Raw genomic sequence first — 19,625 nt, forward strand, 5'->3', positions numbered from 1 at the left:
CACTCCGAGGCGCTTGCGGTCGGAGCCGTGGTCTGGGAAGGACTAGCGTTGACACCCAGTGCTTACCGGGGTTGGGAGATGCAGGGAATGATTCGTCGCGCAGTGGTCACGGGTGCGAGCTCGGGCATCGGAGAGGCCACGGTCACCGCATTGCGTGCCGGCGGATGGGACGTCGTGGGCGTCGCCCGACGCCAGGATCGACTCGAGGCGCTCGCGGCCCGCACCGGCGCCCGGTTCTTCGTGGCCGACCTGACCGTTCAGAGCGACGTCGACGCCCTGGCCGCGTATCTCGCGGAGACGGGAGGCGTCGGGACACTCGTCAACAACGCCGGGGGCGCTCGCGGGCTCGACTCCATCGAGAACGGAGATGCCGACGACTGGGCATGGATGTTCGAGGTCAACGTGCTGGCCGTCAAGAGGGTGGTCTCCGCCCTGCTTCCCCTGCTGCGCGAATCGACCGCCGACGGCGGCGTCGCCGACATCGTGACCGTCTCCTCGATCGCGGGTCACACCGCATACGAGGGCGGCGGCGGATACAACGCGGCCAAATTCGGCACCCACGCCATGCTCGAGGTGCTGAGGCTCGAGGTCAGCGGAGAACCGATCCGGGTGCTCGAGATCGCGCCCGGCATGGTCTACACCGAGGAGTTCTCGTTGAACCGCTTCGGCGGCGACAAGGAGCGAGCCGAGAGTGTGTACGCGAACGTTCCCGACCCGCTCGTCGCCGACGACGTGGCGCGCGTGATCGTCTCGATGGTCGAGCAGCCCTCGCACGTGTCGCTGGATCTCGTGGTGATCAAGCCCGTGGCGCAGTCCGCCGCGTACAAGGTGCATCGGGGCGCCCTGCAGGCACGGCCGCAGGATCACCGGGCCTGATCTGCCGGCAGACCTGATCCGACTGCACCGTCGTCGGGCGCCACGGGGTCGGCGAAGGCGAGGCGGGGAACGAAGAAGAGCAGCACGGCGGCGACCAGAGCACCGGCACCGCAGATCGTCCACACCATCATGTAGCCGAACAGGCTCGACGCGGTCGCCGTCACGGTAGACGCCCCGGCGAACAGAACGACACCGAAGACCGCCGAGGCGAACGAGCCGCCGATCGTCTTCGTGGTGTTCGTGAGCGCCGCTGCGATGCCGGTCTGCCCGCGCGGGGCCGCGGCGGCCGCCGCAGCGGGCAGGGCTCCGACGAGCGCCCCCGAGCCGAGGCCCGCCACGACCATGTTGACGACCACCTGCACGGCCGAGTCGTGGAACGGCAGGAACAGAAGGTATCCGATGGCGACGAGGAACGCCCCGCCCAGGAGGGCGACCCGCGGCGTCGCCCACGACGACACGAGCGGGAAGAGGATCGCTCCGACGATCATCGAGACGAGGTACGCCCCGATGAGGTTGGAGATGTCGGCAGCTGCGAGTCCGAGGCCGTAGCCGTTGACGGGGTCGGTGCCCGCGAACGTGCTGAGCGGGGCCTGCGCACCGAGCAGGCTTATTCCGATGAGCGCGGCCGTGAGCTGCACCGGCCACATGGTGGGCTGCGCCAGCACCCGCATGTCGATCGCAGGGTCGGGCTGCCGTCGTTCGTAGCGAACGAAGGGGACGAACACGAGCGCGCCGAGAGCGATGAGCGCCCACACCCACCACGTGCCGGGGCCGTTGATCCGCAGGAATGTGAGGCCCGAGGTGATCAGCAGGAGTCCCAGGGCGAGAATCGAGAAGCCCACGATGTCGAGAGATCGACCCGGCAGAGGGGTCGACTCCGGAACGCCGACGAGTACCACGAAGAAGACGAGCGTCACGGCGATGGCGGGGATCATCAGGGTGGGGGAGACGCTGTCGCCGAATGCGGCGAACACGCGTCCGCCGGCCAGCGCTCCCAGGATCGCGCCGGCCTCGAGGGCCACGACCAGGAGTCCCGCCGCCCGGCGGGTCTGCGATGCCGCCCGGCCGGTGCGGCGTCCGCGGTCGAAGATGAGGGCGACCTCGAGGGGGAGCCAGACGACGTAGAAGCCCTGCAGCGCCCAGGCGAGGAGAAAGGAGACGAAGTCGTCGGCGAAGACGAGCCACCAGCTCGCCGCCGCGGTCAGAACCGTCGTGATCAGGAGCATCCGCTTGTGACCCCACATGTCGCCGAGCTTGGCGATGACGGGAACGACCAGGGCGGCCACCAGCAGCTGGGCGGCCTCGAACCAGTTGAAGTCGGCGTCCACGATTCCGAGGTGACGCACGAGGTCGGGAATGAGGGGGATGTAGTAGCCCTGCAGGATTCCGCTCGTGATCTCGACGAGGAACAGGTAGCCGATGAGGCTCGCCGTGATGAAGCGTCTGCCGGTGGGTTCCGTCGTCATGACCGGATGCTACCCGCGTCGAGGCATCCGGGAAAACCGGTACCGTTGACGCATGGTTCGAAGTGACGAGACGACAACTGCCGACGAGGCCCCCGCGGCCGAACCCGAACGCGAAGTGCTGGGGTGGCTCGAATTCGGAGACGCCTCGCGCGACCTGGCTCGCGACGTGCTCGGGAGCGGTTTCGTTCCCGATTTCGTCATCGCCATCGCGCGCGGCGGACTGCTCCCGGCCGGCGCCCTCGCGTATGCGCTCGGAACGAAGAGCTGCGGCAGCCTGAATGTCGAGTTCTACTCCGACATCGAGACGACCCTGCCCGAGCCGATCCTGCTGCCTCCGATGCTCGACAACACCGCCCTCATCGGCAAGAACATCCTGCTCGTCGACGACGTGGCCGATTCGGGTCGCACGCTCGCCCTCGTGGTCGGGCTGCTCGAGAACGTCGGAGTCATCGTGAAGACGGCCACCCTCTACTCCAAGCCCCGATCCGTGATCGAGCCCGACTTCTTCTGGCGCAAGACCGACCGGTGGATCGTGTTCCCGTGGTCGGCCCATCCGCCGGTCAGCGTCTGATGTCGATCCATCTCGCCGGAGGAGGCTGGCCCTTCGACGACGACGGCGCGGTGTTCCGTCCGTTTCTCGACGAGGCCACCGAGCGGGCGACCGCCGCGGGTCGACTCGATGGTCCGCGGCTCGCGATCGTGCTGGTGCGCGACGGCGACGGCCCGGAGAAGTTCGTCGAGCTCTCCACCGTGTTCGGCACCCTGGGCAAGATCGATCCGATCGCCGTGCTGGCTCCGGAGGGGGCCCCGATCGACGACACGCTGCTCGACGACATCGACGGCCTGGTCGTCTGGGGCGGGCTCGTTCCCGCCTATCGGGAGAGCCTGAAGGGGGCGTTCGCGACGATCCGGGCGATCGTCGAATCCGGCGTTCCCTACTTCGGCATGTCGGCAGGTGCGGCCGTGGTCAGCGACGGCGCACTCATCGGAGGCTGGAAGATCGGTGAGGTGCAGGTCTGCCCGGTCGAGGCGTCGCAGGAGCTCGAGCAGGTCACGATCGCCGAGGGCATCGGACTCATCGACACGGCGATCGACGTTCACGCCGCCCAGTGGGGCACCGTCGCGCGCCTCATCGCCGCGACCGAGGCGGCCGTGGTCGACGGCGGGCTCGCCATCGACGAGCACACGGCTCTTATCGTCGGCGACGGAGGCCTGCGCGTGGTCGGCTCGGGAAGTGTCTGGACGGTCGCACGCGACTCGGGCTCCGTGCGGGTCTCCACGATCGGCGTCGGCTGACCGTCGTGTCCGACACGATCGAGCTCCTCTCGGAATCGCAGCGGATCGACCCCGCGTGGGCGGAGGCCCTGGCGGCCGAGGCGGGCACCCTCGAGCAGATCGAGCGGTTCCTCTCGAAAGAGACCGCCGCAGGCAGGGGTTTCCAGCCCGACGTCTCTCGCATACTTCGAGCGTTCCGGCTGCCCCTCGCCGACGTGCGGGTCCTCATCGTGGGCCAGGACCCGTATCCGACGCCCGGGCATCCGATCGGCCTCTCGTTCGCGACCGAGGCGCACGTGCGACCCCTTCCGCGCAGCCTGCAGAACATCTACCGTGAGCTGCGCGACGATCTCGGCGTTCCGACGCCTGAGCACGGCGATCTGTCGGCCTGGTCCCGGTCCGGCGTGATGCTCCTCAACCGTGTTCTCACGGTCAGGCCCGGCGATGCGGGCTCCCACCGCCGCGTGGGCTGGGAGCGCGTGACCGACCTCGCGGTGCGCACCCTGGCCGCCCGGGAAGCCCCGCTGGTCTCCATCCTGTGGGGCCGGGACGCGGCCGCCGTCAAGCCGCTGCTCGGAACGACGCCCACGATCGAGTCCGCGCATCCGAGCCCGTTGTCGGCGAGCCGGGGATTCTTCGGATCGCGCCCGTTCAGCCGCGCGAACGCGATGCTGGAGGCCCAAGGCGCGCCGGGCGTCGACTGGTCGCTCGAGCCCCTGCCGCAATAGGCTTGCACAATGCTTGAAGAGGAGTACCAGCCGAGGCGCAGACTGCCGCCCGCGTTGCGCCCGAAGTCGCCGCCGCCACCGAAGTTCGAGTATTCGATCCGCGACGCGACCACTCGCGACCTGCCCGACATCCGCGAGATCTACAACCACTATGTCGCGAACAGCACCGTCACGTTCGACGAGGATCCGATGTCGCTGAAGGCGTGGCGGTCGAAGTTCGCGTGGGTCGCGAAACTCGGATTCCCGTTCCTCGTCGCGGTGTCGCCCAGCGGCAACGTGCTCGGTTTCGCCTACGTCGCGCCGTGGAAGGAGAAGGCCGCCTACCGGCGCACCGTCGAGAACTCCATCTACCTCGGTCCGGCGGCGACGGGCAAGGGGCTCGGCAAGGCGCTGATGGGCGAACTGCTGACCCGCGCCAAGGCGGCGGGCATCAAGGAGGTTCTGGCCGTCATCGCCGACCAGGGCGCGGAGGCGTCGCTGAAGATGCACGAGGGGTTCGGCTTCAAGGAGGTCGGACGCCTCGGCAGGGTCGGGTTCAAATTCAACCGCTGGCTGGGAACGGTCATGCTGCAGAAGTCGCTCAAGTAGCGACCCGCCGCCAGGCGCGTTCTACTCGCCTGTCGCCCCGTCGAGCATCTCCCGCAGGATGTCGATGTGCCCGATGTGGCGCGCGGTCTCCTCGATGAGATGCACCGTGATCCAGCGGAGCGTGAATCTGTTCTCCCGCCCGTGGCAGAGATCGTCGAAGGCATACCGCTGCTGCACGGCCCGCGACTCGGCGACCGCGTCGAGGTAGTCGGCGAGGATCGCGTCGAGGGAGTCCGCCTCCGTGATTCGGAACTCCCCATCGGGATCCTCGTCGCTCCAGCGGTAGGCGATGCCCTGTTCGCCGTCCATGACCTCGCGGAACCACGACCGCTCGACGTCGGCCAGGTGCCGGATGAGCCCCGACACGGTGGTGAGCGACGGGAGAAGCCGGCGCGCGGCATCCGAATCGCTGAGGCCCGTGGCCTTGTAGACGACCGTGGCGCGCTGGAGCTCGAGGAACCCGTCGATCGTCGCACGTTCGTCGCCGTCGCCGGGAGGCTCGGGCCTGTCATCGGGGGGAAGGGTGCCGGTGCTTGTCGAGGTCACGACACCCAGCCTAGAACTAGGCTCGAATCATGACGTCGCCGCACGAGCTCTCCGCCCTCGACCAGTACCGGTCCCTGCAGCGCCGCGAGCTCGGGGTCGTGGAGCTGACCCGGCACTATCTCGATCGGATCGAGTCGCGCAACGCCCAGCTCGGCGCGTTCTTCACGGTGACGCCCGAGCTGGCGCTGCAGCGGGCCCAGCATGTCGAAGACGCCGTAGCCCGGTCGACGAGGCTGTGGGGTCTTCCCTTCGCAGACAAGGACCTCTGGCGACGACAGGGGGTGCGCACTACGTTCGGTTCCCGCGCGTTCGCCGACGTCGTGCCCGAGACGACCGACGAGATTCCCCGTGTGCTCGATGAGGCCGGCGGCGTCAGCCTCGGAAAGACGGCGACGCCCGAGTTCGGCATGACGAGCCACACCGAGACGGACATCGCTCCACCCGCGCGAAACCCATGGAACATCGAACTCTCACCCGGTGGGTCGAGCGGGGGAGCGGCAGCCGCGGTGGCCGCGGGCATGCTGTCGTTCGCGCCGGGTTCGGACGGTGGCGGCTCAATCCGCATCCCCGCATCGGCCTGCGGGCTCGTCGGTCTCAAGCCCTCTCGCGGCCGGGTGCCCGGCCTGTCGGGAATCGACGCGCTCGGAGGCCTGCCGGTGGCGGGGCCGATCGCGCGCAGCGTCGTGGATGCCGCGTTCCTGCTCGACGGCATGATCGGTCGCCGGGGTTCCGTCGTCGACGACCACTTCGCGCTGCGGGCCCCCGCCCAGGACGACGGCGACTTCCTCGGCTTCGCGATCCGGGGTGAGGGACGGTTCCAGATCGGCGTCTCGACCGACTCGCCCTGGTCGTCGTCGCACGACATCGTCATCGACCCCGAGATCACTGCGGCGCTGAACGAGACGGTCGGTCTTCTCTCCGACCTCGGGCACGGAATCGACGACGCGATCCTCGAGCCGATGCCCGGGTACGGCTCCGCCTTCACCGCCGTATGGCAGGCGGGCGCGGCGCAGATCCGGCTCGGTACGGGTGACGCGGGCACCACGGGCGAGCAGGACGTCGACGGCGGGCTGGAGCCTCTCACCTCCTGGCTGCGGCGGCGCGGTCGTGAACTCACTGCCGTTCAGCTGGCCGACGCCCTCGCAGAGCTGTCTCGGGTGGAGCGTGCCGTCATCGCCGGGTTCGCCGGGTTCGACGCGGTTCTCACGCCGACTCTCGCCCAGCTTCCGCGGCCCGTCGGCTGGTACGACCCCGTCGATGCGGAACGCAATTTCTCGCAGCAGGTGGAGTACTCGCCGTTCACGTCGTTCGTGAACGTCTCCGGCCTTCCCGCCATCACCCTGCCGGTGGCGATGAGCGAGAGCGGCCTGCCCATCGGCATGCAGCTCATCGGTCGTCCGGGAGGAGAGGCGACGCTGCTCTCGATCGGCCGTCAGCTGGAGAGAAGACTCCGCTGGGAGCACAGGCATCCGCCGATCTGGACGTGACCGTTCTCATCGGAGGTTAGGTATGCCTATACTAAATTCGATGAGAGTCCTGATGACCGAGGCGGGAGCCATGCCCACGACCGCCGGGCGCGTACTGCTGGCCGGCGATTCGTCGATCATCCCCGTGATCCGCGGTCTCATCGAGACGCTGCCCGACACGGCCCGCGGCCAGATCTTCGTCGAGGTGGCCTGCGCTGAAGACATCACCCCGCTCGAGACGCCGGAGCGCATCACGGTCAGCTGGCTGGCACGCGACGTGCGCGGCGCGGCCCCCGGCGAGGTGCTCGACCAGGCCGTGCGAGCCTGGGTCAGCGAGATGACCACAGGCGACGTGGCCGTCGACGGAGCCGACCTCTGCGTGTGGCTCGGCGGCGAGGCCGCTCGCATCGACGCACTTCGCTCGGAGCTCGCCGAACGACTCGGCTCGAGTCGCGAGACCCTGGCCCGCTGACTCGGGGCTCGCTGACTCCGGGCTTGCTGACTCCGGGCCCGCTCCGTCAGAAGTACGTGTTGGCGTAGACCGGTGCTGCCGGTGCGAGCAGGCGCTGAAGAGTCGAGGCGGCAGCGGGTGTGAACTCCCGAAGCGCGCCCGCCCCCGCGGCGACCCGGGCATCCGCTCCGCCCAGATAGAGGGCGCCGAGAACCCAGGCGTCCATCTCGAGGTCGACATGCTCGTCGTCGATGCGCTCGAGTGCGCCCGAGCCCGACCCGGTCGTCAGGCGGAATGAACCCGATGCGAATCCGAGCTCGTCCACGACTCGGAACGAGACGCTCCCCGAGTCGGAGTACCCCCGGGCGGTGAAGGCGGCGATGGGGTCGAGGATGCGCAGCCAGATGCGGTCCTCGACGTTGGTGACGCTCAGCACGCGGGGGTCGACGAGCGCCCAGCGCAGGGCGTCGTCGGGGGAGCCGCCCGAATAGGTGACCCGGCTGCTCAGATCGATCGACGCCAGGAACTGCCAGAGTGCGAGGGAGGCCGAGGGCACCGCCGCCACGAGGTCGGTGACCTCGATCGTGTGCGGCCTCGACTCCCAGCCGCCGAAACGGTAGGTCACGTAGCCGTCGACGGCTCCGTTCTCGTCGTAATGGACGGCCGCCCGCCTGGCCCGATCCTCGTCGCCCTCTTCGGTGACCCTGCCCGATATGCGGTCGCCGTACTGGGCGTGTCTGCCGATGGAACCCGGCTGTCCGGCGTGGAAAGCATCGAACACGGCAGGGGCGAGAGCGGGGATGTCACGGGGGTCGACGACCGCGCAGTGGCCGGCCGGGGTCGTCGTCAGCTCGAAGCGTGAATCGGTCTGCACGGCGATGTCGTGCACCCACGTCGCCGTGCCGAATCCGAAGCGTCGGTAGATCGATGCCTCGCTCGCGGTGAGAGCGGCGACCGCGTAGCCCGCCTCGGCGGCCCGGCCCAGGTCGTCCGTCATCATGCGGCGCAGGATGCCACGGCGCCGGTGCGTGGCCCGGACGGTCACGGACGAGATGAGGTGGGCGGCGATCTGCACCCCGGGGCTGACCGTCAGCGACTTCTCGAACGAGGCGAACGTGGCGACGGGGATGTCGGGGCGAAGCGAATGGGCGGGGGAGGCGGTGTCATACACCCCGGTGAGGGACTGCCCGTCCTCGACGAGATACGCCGCCATGGCGGCGGCGTGCGCGCTCGTGGGGCGGCGCGCAAGAAAGCCCAGCATGTCGGCCTCGAGCCAGCCGGCGGTCGCCGCATCCGGTGCATCACCGTCGAGGGCGGCGGGGAACGTGCGGAATTCGAGGGACTGTGTCGAGGTGCTCACCCGTCCACGCTAGCGGACGGCGCTCGGGTTCTCAGTCGACGGGTTCTCAGTCGATCGGTTCGAGCAGGCCCGCCTCCGACGTATCGAGCGAGATCGTCGGGAGCGACGACGTGATGACGCTGCCATCGGCGCGGAGGTTGCCCTCGACGTCGGCGGCACGGGGGGCACCGGGCAGTCGCGGTCCGTGATGGTCGAGTCCGATGAGCACGGGCTCGCCGGCCTGCACGGTGACGCTCTCGCCGCGCACGAAGACGGTGGCCCTGTCGCCCTCTTCGACCGTGAGTTCGATGTCGCCCTGGCGGAGGTCGACCCGAACGCGCGTGCCGCGCAGGGTGATGCGGTAGCTGAGCCCCTCCCATTCCTCGGGCAGGCGGGGATCGATCGTGATGCGCCCACCGTGGTCGCGGAACCCGCCGAATCCGTACACCAGGGCGCTCCACACGCCGCCGGTCGACGCGACATGCACGCCGTCGGCAGTGTTGTTGTGCAGGTCGGCGAGGTCGACGAACAGACCCGAGGTGAAGTACTTCAGAGCCAGGCTCGAGTATCCGACCTCGGCCGCGATGATCGACTGCACGACGGCGGAGAGCGTGGAGTCGCCGGTGGTGATCGGGTCGTAGTAGTCGAAGTCGGCCCGCTTCTCGGCGGCCGTGAACTGATCGCCCTGCAGCAGCAGGGCGAGCACGACATCGGCCTGCTTCAGCACCTGGAAGCGGTAGATCACCAGGGGGTGAAAATGCAGAAGCAGGGGGCGCTTCTCAGGAGGCGTGTGCGAGAGGTCCCAGCGCTCCTTCTCGAGGAACTGGGCGTCCTGCGGGTGGATGCGAAGGTTGTCGTCGAAGGGGATGTGCATCGCCTCTGCGGCGCGCGACCACTCGTCGATCTCGGCCTCGTCGAACGAGACCCGGGCGACCATGCGGTCGTAGGCCTGCGGATCCTCCTCGCGGATGCGGGTGACCGCCGCCGCTGCGGAGCGCAGGTTCGACCTCGCCATGACGTTGGTGTAGAGGTTGTCGTTGACCACGGTCGTGTACTCGTCGGGCCCTGTGACGCCGTGGATGTGGAAGATGTCGCCGCCGTTGGCGCGCCAGAATCCCAGATCCGCCCACATTCGTGCGGTCTCGACGAGGATGTCGATGGCCTCCCGTGCCAGGAAGTCCTCGTCTCCGGTGGCGGAGACGTACTGGGTGAGGGCGTGCGAGATGTCGGCGTCGATGTGGTACTGAGCCGTGCCGGCCGCGTAGTAGGCCGACGATTCGAGGCCGTTGATGGTGCGCCAGGGGAAGAGGGCGCCCAGCTGGTTGAGCTCCGTGGCCCGCATGCGCGCGTGATCGAGCATCGCGTGTCTGAAGCGCAGCGCGTTGCGGGCGGCGATGGGCGAGGTGTAGGTGAGGAAGGGGAGGACGTAGACCTCGGTGTCCCAGAAGTAGTGCCCGCCGTAGCCCGACCCGCTGACGCCCTTGGCCGATACTCCCTGGCCGTCTGCGCGCATGGATGCCTGGGCGAGCTGGAAGAGGTTCCAGCGGGTGGCCTGCTGCAGCACGGGCTGTCCGGGGAGTACGACGTCGGTGCGAGCCCAGAAGGCGGCGAGCCATTCCCGCTGGCGCTCGACGAAGGAGTCCATTCCCTCGTCGTGCGCCCGATCGAGCGTGCGATCGCAGCGGTCCGCGAGCTCACGCGTGGGCACACCGGACGACGTGTGATAGCTCACGGTCTTGGTGATGCGGATACGCTGGCCCTGCTTGGCGCGGATGCGGTAGACGTGCTTGGCGAGATCGTCGCCGATCTGCGACGACTCCTCGAACTCGTTCTCGGTCTCGATCGTGTGGTCTGCGCCGCAGGCGATGGTCATGCCCGAGTTGGTGCACCGGTAGCCCAGCACGTATCGGCCGTCGACTGCGCGCTTGTAGCGCGGCTGGAGAACGCGGTCGGTGAACGCCTCGGCCTTGCGCGGGTCGAAGTCCTTCGATGCCGCGGCAGGGGCGTGGTATTCGTCGATGCCGTCCTGACGGTTGAGGATCTGGCTCGAGATCACGACGGACGCGTCGGCATCGAGCAGTGTGACCTCGTAGTCCATGAACGCGAGGTGCCGATCGGTGAACGACACCATTCTGCGCGAGTCGATGAGCACTCGCTTGCCCGACGGCGTGCGCCACTCGAGAGAGCGGCGGAGCACACCGTCGGCGAAGTCGAGCCTGCGCTCGTACATCGGCAGGTCGGCCTCGGTGAGCACGAGCGGTTCGTCGTCGACGTAGAGCCGGATGATCTTCGCGTCGGGCGCGTTGACGATGGTCTGGCCGACCCGGGCGAAGCCGAAGGCCTCCTCCGCGTGCCTGATGGGCCAGGTCTCATGGAATCCGTTGATGTAGGTGCCGTGCTCGTGGCCGTCGCGGCCCTCGTCGACATTGCCGCGCAGTCCGAGGTAGCCGTTGCCGATCGCGAAGAGAGTCTCGGTTCGGCCCATGTCCTTCGAGCTGAAGTCGTTCTCGACGAGAGCCCACTCGTCGAGCGGGAAACGGTTGCGATCGAGCGGATCACGAGAGATGAGGTTCATTCGGGTTCCCCAGGGGTCGGAGTCGAGGAGGAGTGGGAGGAGAGGGGAAGCAGCACGTCGAGGTCGTCGACGACGATATCGGCTCCGCTTTCGAGGAGCTCTGCGACGCCGGCGCCGCGGTCGACCCCGAGAACGAGACCGAATTTACCATCGCGGCCGGCCTGCACACCCGAGTGCGCGTCTTCTACGACGACGCACTGCTCGGGGAGAAGCCCGAGGAGGTGCGCGCCGTAGGCGTAGGTCGCGGGGGAGGGCTTGCCCGCCAGCCCCATCTCGGCCGCGACGAGGCCGTCGACGACCACGTCGAATCGGTCTCGGATGCCGGCTGCGCGCAGTACAGGATCGGCGTTGCGCGAACTCGACACGACGGCCACGAGAAGTCCTGCGTCGACCACGGCGTCGAGGAAGCGGAGCGATCCCGGGTACGGCGCGACCCCGTCGGCCTCGAGGGACTCCGTGAAGGCGGAGTTCTTGCGGTTTCCGAGCCCGCAGACGGTGTCGAGCTGCGGCGGGTCGTCAGGTGTGCCCTCCGGCAACGAGATCGATCGCGACGCGAGGAACGATCGCACGCCGTCGTAGCGCGGCTTACCGTCGATGTAGGCGAAGTAGTCGGCGTCGGTGTACGGCTCGGCGATGCCTCGCGAGGCGAGATACGGCGAGAAGAGTCGCGCCCACGCTGACATGTGCACGTCGGCGGTGGGGGTGAGCACGCCGTCGAGGTCGAAGAGCACGGCCTTCAGCGACAGCAGCCGCTCGCGGGCGTCGGTGGGAGAGAGCACCGGAATCGGGGCAGAAGTCACAGGAGTCCTTGTGGGTACCGAGGGGGGATCGGGCGGAGAGAGTCGTGGGGTGCAGCGATGTATTTCCGCAATCGTAGCGGCTGCATGGAAACGTTTCCGCAACCGCGCGTCAGGGTGTGGACAGCCACGGACGGACGAGAGATTCCGATACCTCCCAGAGGCGGGCCGCGAGCGCGTCATCTCGGGCCGCCCGGCTTGCTCTCCCGTCGGGATGCAGCCCGTCGAAGTAGGTGCCGCTGGGTGCCGACGGAGCGGCGGCCGACACCAGCTCGACCAGCGGCACGGCCCCGGCCTGCGGGGTGAGGCCGAGCCCGCCGTTGCCGAGCGCGTTGCCGACCCGCAGCATCCATGACGACGCACCGAACGACGTCGTGACGAACCCGGGATGGAACGAGTACGCCGTGATTCCGCTGTCGCGCGTTCTGCGGGCCAGCTCCCTCGTCGTGAGCAGCACAGCGGTCTTGGCCGACCCGTAGGCCTGCCATCCGCCGAGCCAGGGCCACGTGCGGCTGTCGAGGTCGTCGAGCCTCAGTCGCCCCCAGCGGGTGGCCACGCTGCCGGTCGAGACGATCGTGACCGGGTGCCCCGCGGCCGCGGTCTCGCGCAGCCTCGGCAGCAGGAGCTCGGTCAGAAGGAAGGGGGCGAGGTGATTCACCTGGATCGTGCTCTCGTGCCCGTCGACGGTGCGTGTGCGCCGGGAGAACAGCCCGCCGGCGTTGTTGGCGAGTGCGTCTATGCGGCCGTAGCGGTGGAGCAGTTCGTCAGCCAGACGGCGGACCTCGGCGAGAGACGCGAAGTCGGCCACGAACGCCTCCGCGTCGTCGATGGATGCGGCGACGTCGTGCGTGCGGCCCGGATCGCGCCCGACGACGGCCACTCGGGCGCCGCGTCTGCCGAGCTCGAGGGCGGCCGATCGGCCGATTCCCGAGCTGGCGCCGGTGATGACCACGGTCGTGCCGGCCAGGGATCGGCCGGAGTCGGTCACCGGTAGTTGCCCTTCTCGAGTCCGGCCTCGATCTCGAAGCGGTTCGTCAGCGCGTTGCGCCCGGCGAGCATGTAGAGCACGGGGAAGACCATGCCGTACTTCTTCCACTGCTCGCGGTGCACGGCCTCGTGTTCGAGCACAGCCGGTTTGGCGTTGTCGTCGGTGAGGTAGACGCCGCCCACGCAGGAGCCGCCCCGGGAGAACGCCCACGTGGGCAGGCCGCGGAAGACGAAGAGGCCGTCGACCCGACGGACCTTTCCGGTGCTCAGCGCGAACCCCCAGACGAGAGCGACCGCCGTGGCGTACAGGTAGCCGGCACGGGCGAGCGGGGGAGCGAGCAGTACCGACTTCGCCGCCCTGGTGAGCGCCGTATCGGGAATGGCGATCGGCTTCACGCGCCGACGGGCCGACCGTAGGTCTCGAGCAGACGGAGCCAGACCTCGTTGATGGTGGGATACGCGGGAACCGCGTGCCAGAGCCGATCGAGAGGTACCTGGCCTGTCACCGCGATCGTGGCCGCGTGCAGCAGCTCGCCCACGTCGGGGCCCACGAAGGTGACCCCGAGCACGACCGTGCGGTCCTCGTCGACCACCATGCGGGCCGTGCCCTTGTAGCCGTCGGCGTGCACGCTCGCGCCGGCGACGTTGCCGATCTCGTAGTCGACGACTCGCGTGCGGTAGCCGGCCTTCTCGGCCGCCGCGGCGGTGAGGCCGACCGACGCGACCTCGGGGTCGCTGAAGGTGACCTGGGGCACGGCCTGGTGATCGGCGGTGGCGACGTGCGCGCCCCACGGCTGATCGAAGACCTCTCGCCCTGCGGCGCGGGCGGCGATGACGTCTCCAGCGGCACGTGCCTGGTACTTGCCCTGGTGCGTGAGCAGCGCCCGGTGGTTCACGTCTCCGGTGGCGTAGAGCCAGCCGCCGTCGGACGGCTCGCCGTCGTCGCCGACCACCCGAAGGGTGTCATCCACAGTGAGCCAGTCGCCGGGTGTGAGCCCGATGGTCTCGAGGCCGAGGTCGTCGGTGCGAGGCGTGCGGCCGGTGGCCACGAGCAGTTCGTCGGCGACGACGGTCGAGCCATCGTCGAGGCGCACGACGACGTCGCCGCCGCCCAGCCTCTCGACGCTCGTCGGCGACGTGTTCAGGTGCAGCGACACCCCGAGGTCTTTCAGGGAGGCCCCGACGAGCTCGCCCGCGAACGGCTCCATCGTGGCGAGGATCCCTCCGCGCGAGACGAGCGTCACCACGGAGCCGAGGCTGGCGTAGGCCGTGGCCATCTCGACGGCGACCACGCCGCCGCCGATGATCGCGAGTCGTGGTGGAATCGACTGCGCGCTCGTCGCCTCACGACTCGTCCACGGGCGCGCATCCTTCAGCCCGGGAATGTCGGGGAGCAGTGCTGCAGACCCCGTAGACACGGTGATCGCGTGTGTCGCCGAGTACCGGGTGGTCTGCCCGTCGGTGCCGGTCACCTCGATCTGTTTCGGGCCGACGAACCGCGCGTATCCCCGGATCAGGTCGATGCCCGCGCCGGCGACCCACTCCGCCTGGCTGGAGTCGTTCCAGTCGCTCGTGAACGAGTTGCGTCGCTCGAGCACGGCGGCCACGTCGATCTCGCCGGTCACGGCCTGCTTTGCGCCGCCGACGGCTCGGGCGGCGCGCAGAACGGTTCCACTGCGGAGAAGGGCCTTCGACGGCATGCATGCCCAGTAGCTGCATTCGCCCCCCACGAGTTCGCTCTCGACGAGCGCCGTGCGCAGCCCGCCTCTCACGGCCCGGTCGGCGACGTTCTCGCCGATGGCTCCGGCCCCGATGACGATGAGGTCGTATTCGGTCGTTGTCATGATGGTGTCCTGACGTCAGTGGCCGGTGAACCGGGCCGTGGTTCGGGAGGCGAATGCCTCGAGGCCGATGCGGGCATCGTCGCTGGAGGCGAGTCGCACGAGGGCGGGCTGGAGCTCGGCTTCGGCAGCCTGGTCGCCCGAGCGCACCGCGAGGCGTGCATTGGCGAGCGCCGCCTGAACGGCCAGCGGGGCCTGGGCGGCGATGCGTTCGGCGAGTTCGAGCGCCCGGTCGAACTGGATGCCGTCGGGCACGACCTCCTGCACCAGGCCGATTCTCAGTGCCTCGGCCGCATCGAACATGTCGCCGGTCAGAATCCAGCGCATCGCGTTGCCCCAGCCGACGGCACGAGGGAAGCGGAGCGTGGCGCCGCCGAACGGAAGGATTCCCCGGCTCACCTCGAGTTGGCCGAACCGCGTCGAGTCGGCCGCGACGACGATGTCGCTGGCCAGCATCAGCTCGATGCCGAGAGTCAGGCAGATTCCCTGCACGGCCATGACGACGGGCTTCGTCAGCGCCCGTCCGGACACCTGCCACGGGTTGATGCCGTCGGCATCGACGTAGTCGATTCCGTCTGCCGTGATGCGGGGGCCGATGTCGGCGAGGTCGAGCCCGGCGGTGAAGTGGTCGCCCGCGGCGTGCACGAGGCCCACGCGCAGCTCTGGATCGGAGTCGAGCTCGCCGTAGGCCGCCGAGAGCTGCTGCAGCATCGAGAAGTCGGCCGCATTGCGCTTCTCGGGCCTGTCGAGCCGGATGAGCAGCACGTGCCCCCGGCGCTCGGTCGTGATGCGCACGGGTTCTGCAGGGGTTCCTGTGTCGGTCACGGGGTCGCCTCCTCTGATCGCTGAATCGGCCGGGTGAGGGCCGAGATGATGCGGAGGATGCTGGGCAGGTCGTCGGAGGCGGCCTCCGGCGTCGAAGGGGCGAACTCCGTGATTCCGGCACCCACGAGCGGATACGACGTACGGATCTCCGAGATCGCCTGCACCAGTTGCTGCACGGACAGGCCGAACGGTTCGGGGTATCCCACGCCGTCGATCTCGGCAGGATCGAGCACATCGAGATCGACGTGGATGTAGACCCGGCTCGCGCCCGTCTGTGCGATCGCCTCGACCAGGGAGCCGGGCTGCTGCAGCGCGGTCGGTGCGACCATTCGAAGGCCGGAGGCTTCGACGAATGCGGCCTCGTCGTCGTCGAGCGAACGCGTTCCTGCGAGCACCACCTGCGCCGGCGACAACGGGGAGCCGGGCACGAGCGCCTCGGGGCCGTCGCCGAGCAGGGTGCGCAGCACCATGCCATGGAAGGCATGCGAGGGCGACGACTCGGGCGAGTTCAGATCTCCGTGGGCGTCGAACCACACGACCGCGGTCGTCGAATCTGCGAAGCCTGCGAGCGCATGCGGAATGGAGCCGAGCTCGACGGCGCAATCGCCTCCGATCGTGATCACCGGTCCGGTAGTGCCCGCGAGCACCCGCTGCTGGTTCGCGAGCACCGACTGGAGCGCCGTGAAGCGGAGGACGCCGGTTCCCTGCGACTCGCCGGCGCCGACGGGCACGTCGACGGTGCGGGTCGCGGCGGCCGGAAGGTCGCCCTGGATCGCCGAGGCCCCGTCGACGAGACGCATGGCGCGCGACGAACCGGACCCCTGCCACTGCGGCACGATCACGAAGGTTGCTGGCACGTACTCAGTCTTCCACGGTCTTCGGCGCGGGGGAGCGGATGCTATTCGACCGGAGCGTCGATGGGGCGGGGAGGCTGGTTCTTCGCCTTCAACTGCGCCAGGCGGGCATCCACCTCGGTGAGCTCGCCGATGTCGTCGAGGCTCTCGAACTGCGCGTCGAGGCTCGACGCGGCCAGCTCCTCCTGGCCTCGCACCTTGGCCTCTTCGCGGCGGATCTTGTCTTCGAACCTGCCGAGGTCGCTCGTGGGGTCGAGAACGTCGATGCTCTTCAACGCGTCGTGAACGGCGCTCTGCGCCTCGACGGTCTTGGCGCGGGCGGCGAGCTCGTCCCGCTTGCGGGTGAGCTGGCCGAGCTTCTCCTTCATCGAGTTGAGTCCGGACTTGAGCTTCTCGACGATCTCGGTCTGCGACGCGATCGACGGCTCGGCGTCGCGAGCCTCGTTCTCGCTCTGCAACTGGCGCGTCAGGGCCACCTTCGCGAGCGCGTCGAACTTGTCTGCGTCGACCGTGTTGCCGGCGACGCGCAGTTCATCGCCCTTCTGGCTCGCAGCGAGGGCCTTGCGACCCCAGTCCTCCGCCGTCTTCACGTCTTCGCGGTGGTCCTCTTCGAGCAGGCGCAGGTTGCCGATGGTCTGCGCGATCGCGTTCTCGGCATCGGCGATGTTGTCGCTGTAGTCGCGCACGAGCTGGTCGAGCATCAACTGGGGATCTTCGGCCTGGTCGATGAGCGCGTTGATGTTCGCCTTCGCGAGCTGGGTGATGCGACCGATGATGGACTGCTTTGCCATGTTCTTCTCCTTGGGGTGTAGCCGTGGTTTGTGCGTCTTCTAGAAGCGTCCGCCGCCGCCGCGCCGCCCGCCGGAGCGTCCCGACGACGAGCTCCTGCGTGAACCCGACGATCGCGAGGAGCCCGATGAGCGAGAGGAGCCGGAGGAACGTCCGCCGCCGCCCCAGCTCGACGAGCCGCCGAACATGCCTCCGGAGTAGGAGCGCCGCGACGACCCGCCGCCGGAGAGGAGCCCGCCGAGAAGGCCCCCCAGCATCGCCGAGCCATCGATCCCCGAGCCGCCCTGCTCGTAGCCGCCTTGCCCGGAGTACGTGCTGAAGGCATCCACGTCGATGCGCGCCGCCTGATCGGCGGCCTGTGCGAACTGGTACGCCTGGGTCGCCGACGACAGGGCGCGTTCCGGATCGGTGGACTGCAGTCCGTATGACTCGTTCAGCAGCCGTTCGGCCTCGGCGATGCGAGTGCGGGCGTCGACGCTCACCGCTCCCCGGCGGGTCACCACGTATTCCTTGACGGCGGTGATGGTGCTGGATGCCGCGGTGAGGGTTCTCGACAGCTGCTCCTGCGTGCGGGCGGTGCGTTGGGCCTGCTCGCGCACTCCCGCGAGGGCGGCGTCGAGGGGTGCGTTCGCGCGCTGCAGGGCCTGGAGGGCGGCCACGGGATCGGCCGCCCCCGATTCTCGTGCCTGGGTGACCGCGGAGTCGAGGGTCGCGACGAGGGGAGAGAGCTCGGCGCCTCGGGGAGCGCCCTGCGGCGTGGCGAGGAGGGACCGGGCTTCGACGATGTCGTCGGTCGCCTCGGTGACGGCGCTCGCCAAGGCGGCGGCCGCGTTCTGGAGCGCCGATCCGAGCGTGCCGACGGCAGCGAGAAGCGTCTCGGACTGGGCCACGGCGGCCTGGGCTCGTTGGATGCTCACGGCTGCCTCGCTGGCGCGCCCGCCCGAGATCAGGCCGGGAACCGCCGTCGCCGTCGTGTCGGCGTAGGCGAGGAGCTTCTCGGCCTGGGCCGGGTTCTCGAGGACGGTGGCGAGGGCATTCGCCGAGTATGTCGCTCTCAGCGACTGCAGTGTCTGCACGGCGGCAGGGATGTGCTGCCGGGCGGTCGCGACGCCCGATGCGATGGCGTCGAGCGAGGGCTGGGGGTTCTTCTCGAGTTCGCGCAGCGCGGCGAAGGCGTCGGCCTGGGCGTCGAGCTCGGCGTCGGCACTGGTGCACAGCTCGATGATCTTCAGCGACCAGGCCCGCCTGTCTTCTGGGCTGTCCGGGGTGCGGTCGTCGAGGTTCTGCTTGAGCGCGAAGCTCTGGCGCACCTTCTCCTTCGCACTGTCGAGCGCCTGCACGAACGCCGCCGTGGCGTCGTCGCCGAACTGCGCGATGGCGAAGCCCAGCTCCTGCTCGCTGCTCTTCACCGCGTCGTCGAGCTGGACCAGGAGCCGGCCGACCTCCCTGTCGAGTTCGAGCTGGCTCGGGCCGTCGGTGCCGGATTGGGCCTCAGCCGCCTTCGCCTTCGACCGCTTGCGCAGGTAGACGGCGCCGACGACCCCGGCCACCACCACGACCGTGCCGCCCAGAGCCCAGGTCAGAACGGAGGATCCTCCGCCGGCCGTGCTCGCGGCTTCACCCGGGGTGATCACGGGTGGCGACACGCTCTCGCCGTCGAGCAGTTCGGAGAGCCCCGACGCGGTGTTGATGGCGGCCCCCGCCCAGTCGTTCTGGCGGAGGGACGGCTGGATGGAGGTGGTCTCCAGCTCGCTGAGCTGCGCATCGGTGAGCGCGAAGTCAGGATCGACGGACAGCTGGTAGAGACGGTCGTCGGTCGAGACCGCCAGCAGAACGTCGTTCACTCCGAGATCGTTCTTCGTCGCGGTGTCGTCGGCCCAGGCCTCCCTGTCGGCCACGCCCGTGAAGCTGTCGACGTAGACGACGAACAGGTTCGTGCCCTCTGTCTGCGAGAGCTCGTCGAGCGCATCCTGCACTTCGGCCGCACGGGTGCCCACCACCCCCACGCGATCGACGACATAGGCGCCGCCGAGGTTCACCGGGTCGGTCGCCTGGGCGGCCTGCGGCGCCTGCAGGGCGAGCAGGGCGAGCACGAGTCCGGCACCGGCGACGAGGCCGGATCGGAGAGGGGAATATCGTCGTCGATCGGTTCTGGACATCGCAGGCAGTCTAGAACAAGGGCCTGCGCCGAGCCTATGACCACGTATGTGTCGTCTCGTTAC

Annotated in this window: 19 protein-coding genes; 7 read left to right on the forward strand and 12 right to left on the reverse strand. The window is 69.0% G+C overall.

All coding sequences use genetic code 11. The features are described from left to right. The first annotated feature begins 87 nt into the window (after window positions 1-87). Window positions 88-876 carry an SDR family oxidoreductase gene (locus QCD70_RS01335; protein ID WP_301213321.1) on the forward strand — a complete coding sequence of 263 codons (789 nt, stop codon included), beginning with the start codon at window positions 88-90 and terminating at the stop codon, window positions 874-876. On the opposite strand, the gene QCD70_RS01340 is transcribed toward QCD70_RS01335, so the two are convergent. Then, a complete protein-coding gene (locus QCD70_RS01340) occupies window positions 864-2,342 on the reverse strand; it encodes an MFS transporter (protein WP_301213322.1) in 1,479 nt (492 codons plus the stop codon). The genes QCD70_RS01335 and QCD70_RS01340 overlap by 13 nt on opposite strands. 52 nt (window positions 2,343-2,394) lie before the next feature. Here QCD70_RS01340 and QCD70_RS01345 point away from each other — a divergent pair, with 52 nt between their 5' ends. The 4 genes from QCD70_RS01345 to QCD70_RS01360 are packed head-to-tail and all read left to right on the forward strand — an operon-like array spanning window position 2,395 to window position 4,933. Then, window positions 2,395-2,913, forward strand: a complete 519-nt coding sequence (locus QCD70_RS01345) for a phosphoribosyltransferase (protein ID WP_055929504.1) — start codon at window positions 2,395-2,397, stop codon at window positions 2,911-2,913. Next, the gene (locus tag QCD70_RS01350; RefSeq protein WP_301213323.1) at window positions 2,883-3,638 is read left to right on the forward strand and encodes a peptidase S51; all 756 of its coding nucleotides are present in this window, start codon (window positions 2,883-2,885) and stop codon (window positions 3,636-3,638) included. The genes QCD70_RS01345 and QCD70_RS01350 overlap by 31 nt, the downstream gene beginning before the upstream one ends. Window positions 3,639-3,643: 5 nt before the next feature. After that, window positions 3,644-4,345 (forward strand): uracil-DNA glycosylase, encoded by a 702-nt coding sequence (locus tag QCD70_RS01355; RefSeq protein ID WP_301213324.1) that lies wholly within the window; start codon window positions 3,644-3,646, stop codon window positions 4,343-4,345. Window positions 4,346-4,354: 9 nt separating this feature from the next. Then, the gene (locus QCD70_RS01360) at window positions 4,355-4,933 is read left to right on the forward strand and encodes a GNAT family N-acetyltransferase (protein WP_301213325.1); all 579 of its coding nucleotides are present in this window, start codon (window positions 4,355-4,357) and stop codon (window positions 4,931-4,933) included. A 21-nt stretch (window positions 4,934-4,954) separates the two neighbouring features. On the opposite strand, the gene QCD70_RS01365 is transcribed toward QCD70_RS01360, so the two are convergent. Further along, on the reverse strand, window positions 4,955-5,479 hold the full coding sequence (locus tag QCD70_RS01365) for a DinB family protein (RefSeq protein ID WP_301213326.1): 525 nt from the start codon (window positions 5,477-5,479) through the stop codon (window positions 4,955-4,957). Window positions 5,480-5,508: 29 nt separating this feature from the next. On the opposite strand from QCD70_RS01365, the gene QCD70_RS01370 reads away from it, so the two are divergent. Continuing rightward, window positions 5,509-6,966 (forward strand): amidase, encoded by a 1,458-nt coding sequence (locus QCD70_RS01370; RefSeq protein ID WP_301213327.1) that lies wholly within the window; start codon window positions 5,509-5,511, stop codon window positions 6,964-6,966. A gap of 40 nt (window positions 6,967-7,006) precedes the next feature. Further along, window positions 7,007-7,417, forward strand: coding sequence for a siderophore-interacting protein (locus tag QCD70_RS01375; protein WP_301213328.1), 411 nt, complete (start codon window positions 7,007-7,009; stop codon window positions 7,415-7,417). A 46-nt stretch (window positions 7,418-7,463) separates the two neighbouring features. Here the strand turns inward: QCD70_RS01375 and QCD70_RS01380 are convergent, their stop codons facing one another. The 10 genes from QCD70_RS01380 to QCD70_RS01425 all read right to left on the reverse strand — a co-directional run bounded on the left by QCD70_RS01380 (window position 7,464) and on the right by QCD70_RS01425 (window position 19,562). Continuing rightward, complete coding sequence (locus tag QCD70_RS01380; protein WP_301213329.1) at window positions 7,464-8,756, reverse strand: GNAT family N-acetyltransferase; 1,293 nt, start codon at window positions 8,754-8,756, stop codon at window positions 7,464-7,466. A gap of 46 nt (window positions 8,757-8,802) precedes the next feature. Then, window positions 8,803-11,310 carry a glycoside hydrolase family 65 protein gene (locus QCD70_RS01385; RefSeq protein WP_301213330.1) on the reverse strand — a complete coding sequence of 836 codons (2,508 nt, stop codon included), beginning with the start codon at window positions 11,308-11,310 and terminating at the stop codon, window positions 8,803-8,805. Next, entirely contained in the window at window positions 11,307-12,110 is an 804-nt protein-coding gene (locus QCD70_RS01390) for an HAD family hydrolase (RefSeq protein ID WP_441004898.1), read from the reverse strand. Before QCD70_RS01390 ends, QCD70_RS01385 begins: the two co-directional genes overlap by 4 nt. A 109-nt stretch (window positions 12,111-12,219) precedes the next feature. Next, the gene (locus tag QCD70_RS01395) at window positions 12,220-13,095 is read right to left on the reverse strand and encodes an SDR family NAD(P)-dependent oxidoreductase (RefSeq protein WP_301213331.1); all 876 of its coding nucleotides are present in this window, start codon (window positions 13,093-13,095) and stop codon (window positions 12,220-12,222) included. Next, on the reverse strand, window positions 13,092-13,481 hold the full coding sequence (locus QCD70_RS01400) for a Fe-S oxidoreductase (protein WP_301213487.1): 390 nt from the start codon (window positions 13,479-13,481) through the stop codon (window positions 13,092-13,094). Before QCD70_RS01400 ends, QCD70_RS01395 begins: the two co-directional genes overlap by 4 nt. Before the next feature lie 5 nt (window positions 13,482-13,486). Then, window positions 13,487-14,938 (reverse strand): dihydrolipoyl dehydrogenase family protein, encoded by a 1,452-nt coding sequence (locus tag QCD70_RS01405; protein ID WP_301213332.1) that lies wholly within the window; start codon window positions 14,936-14,938, stop codon window positions 13,487-13,489. Between the two features lie 15 nt (window positions 14,939-14,953). Beyond that, window positions 14,954-15,760 carry a crotonase/enoyl-CoA hydratase family protein gene (locus QCD70_RS01410; RefSeq protein ID WP_301213333.1) on the reverse strand — a complete coding sequence of 269 codons (807 nt, stop codon included), beginning with the start codon at window positions 15,758-15,760 and terminating at the stop codon, window positions 14,954-14,956. After that, window positions 15,757-16,617, reverse strand: coding sequence for an arginase family protein (locus QCD70_RS01415; protein ID WP_301213334.1), 861 nt, complete (start codon window positions 16,615-16,617; stop codon window positions 15,757-15,759). The genes QCD70_RS01410 and QCD70_RS01415 overlap by 4 nt, the downstream gene beginning before the upstream one ends. 41 nt (window positions 16,618-16,658) lie before the next feature. Then, entirely contained in the window at window positions 16,659-17,405 is a 747-nt protein-coding gene (locus QCD70_RS01420; RefSeq protein ID WP_301213335.1) for a PspA/IM30 family protein, read from the reverse strand. Window positions 17,406-17,444: 39 nt separating this feature from the next. Next, window positions 17,445-19,562: a TPM domain-containing protein gene (locus QCD70_RS01425; RefSeq protein ID WP_301213336.1), complete on the reverse strand. Its 2,118-nt coding sequence runs from the start codon at window positions 19,560-19,562 to the stop codon at window positions 17,445-17,447. Window positions 19,563-19,625 lie beyond the last annotated feature (63 nt).

This window comes from Agreia sp. PsM10, assembly GCF_030433855.1.
Lineage (GTDB): Bacteria > Actinomycetota > Actinomycetes > Actinomycetales > Microbacteriaceae > Agreia.

Bases quoted from the DNA above. Each gene is read 5' to 3' on its own strand.
- QCD70_RS01405 (WP_301213332.1), bottom strand. From the start codon at position 14,938: ATGACAACGACCGAATACGACCTCATCGTCATCGGGGCCGGAGCCATC.
- QCD70_RS01345 (WP_055929504.1), top strand. From the start codon at position 2,395: ATGGTTCGAAGTGACGAGACGACAACTGCCGACGAGGCCCCCGCGGCC.
- QCD70_RS01425 (WP_301213336.1), bottom strand. From the start codon at position 19,562: ATGTCCAGAACCGATCGACGACGATATTCCCCTCTCCGATCCGGCCTC.
- QCD70_RS01370 (WP_301213327.1), top strand. From the start codon at position 5,509: ATGACGTCGCCGCACGAGCTCTCCGCCCTCGACCAGTACCGGTCCCTG.
- QCD70_RS01420 (WP_301213335.1), bottom strand. From the start codon at position 17,405: ATGGCAAAGCAGTCCATCATCGGTCGCATCACCCAGCTCGCGAAGGCG.
- QCD70_RS01340 (WP_301213322.1), bottom strand. From the start codon at position 2,342: ATGACGACGGAACCCACCGGCAGACGCTTCATCACGGCGAGCCTCATC.
- QCD70_RS01335 (WP_301213321.1), top strand. From the start codon at position 88: ATGATTCGTCGCGCAGTGGTCACGGGTGCGAGCTCGGGCATCGGAGAG.
- QCD70_RS01385 (WP_301213330.1), bottom strand. From the start codon at position 11,310: ATGAACCTCATCTCTCGTGATCCGCTCGATCGCAACCGTTTCCCGCTC.
- QCD70_RS01360 (WP_301213325.1), top strand. From the start codon at position 4,355: ATGCTTGAAGAGGAGTACCAGCCGAGGCGCAGACTGCCGCCCGCGTTG.
- QCD70_RS01375 (WP_301213328.1), top strand. From the start codon at position 7,007: ATGAGAGTCCTGATGACCGAGGCGGGAGCCATGCCCACGACCGCCGGG.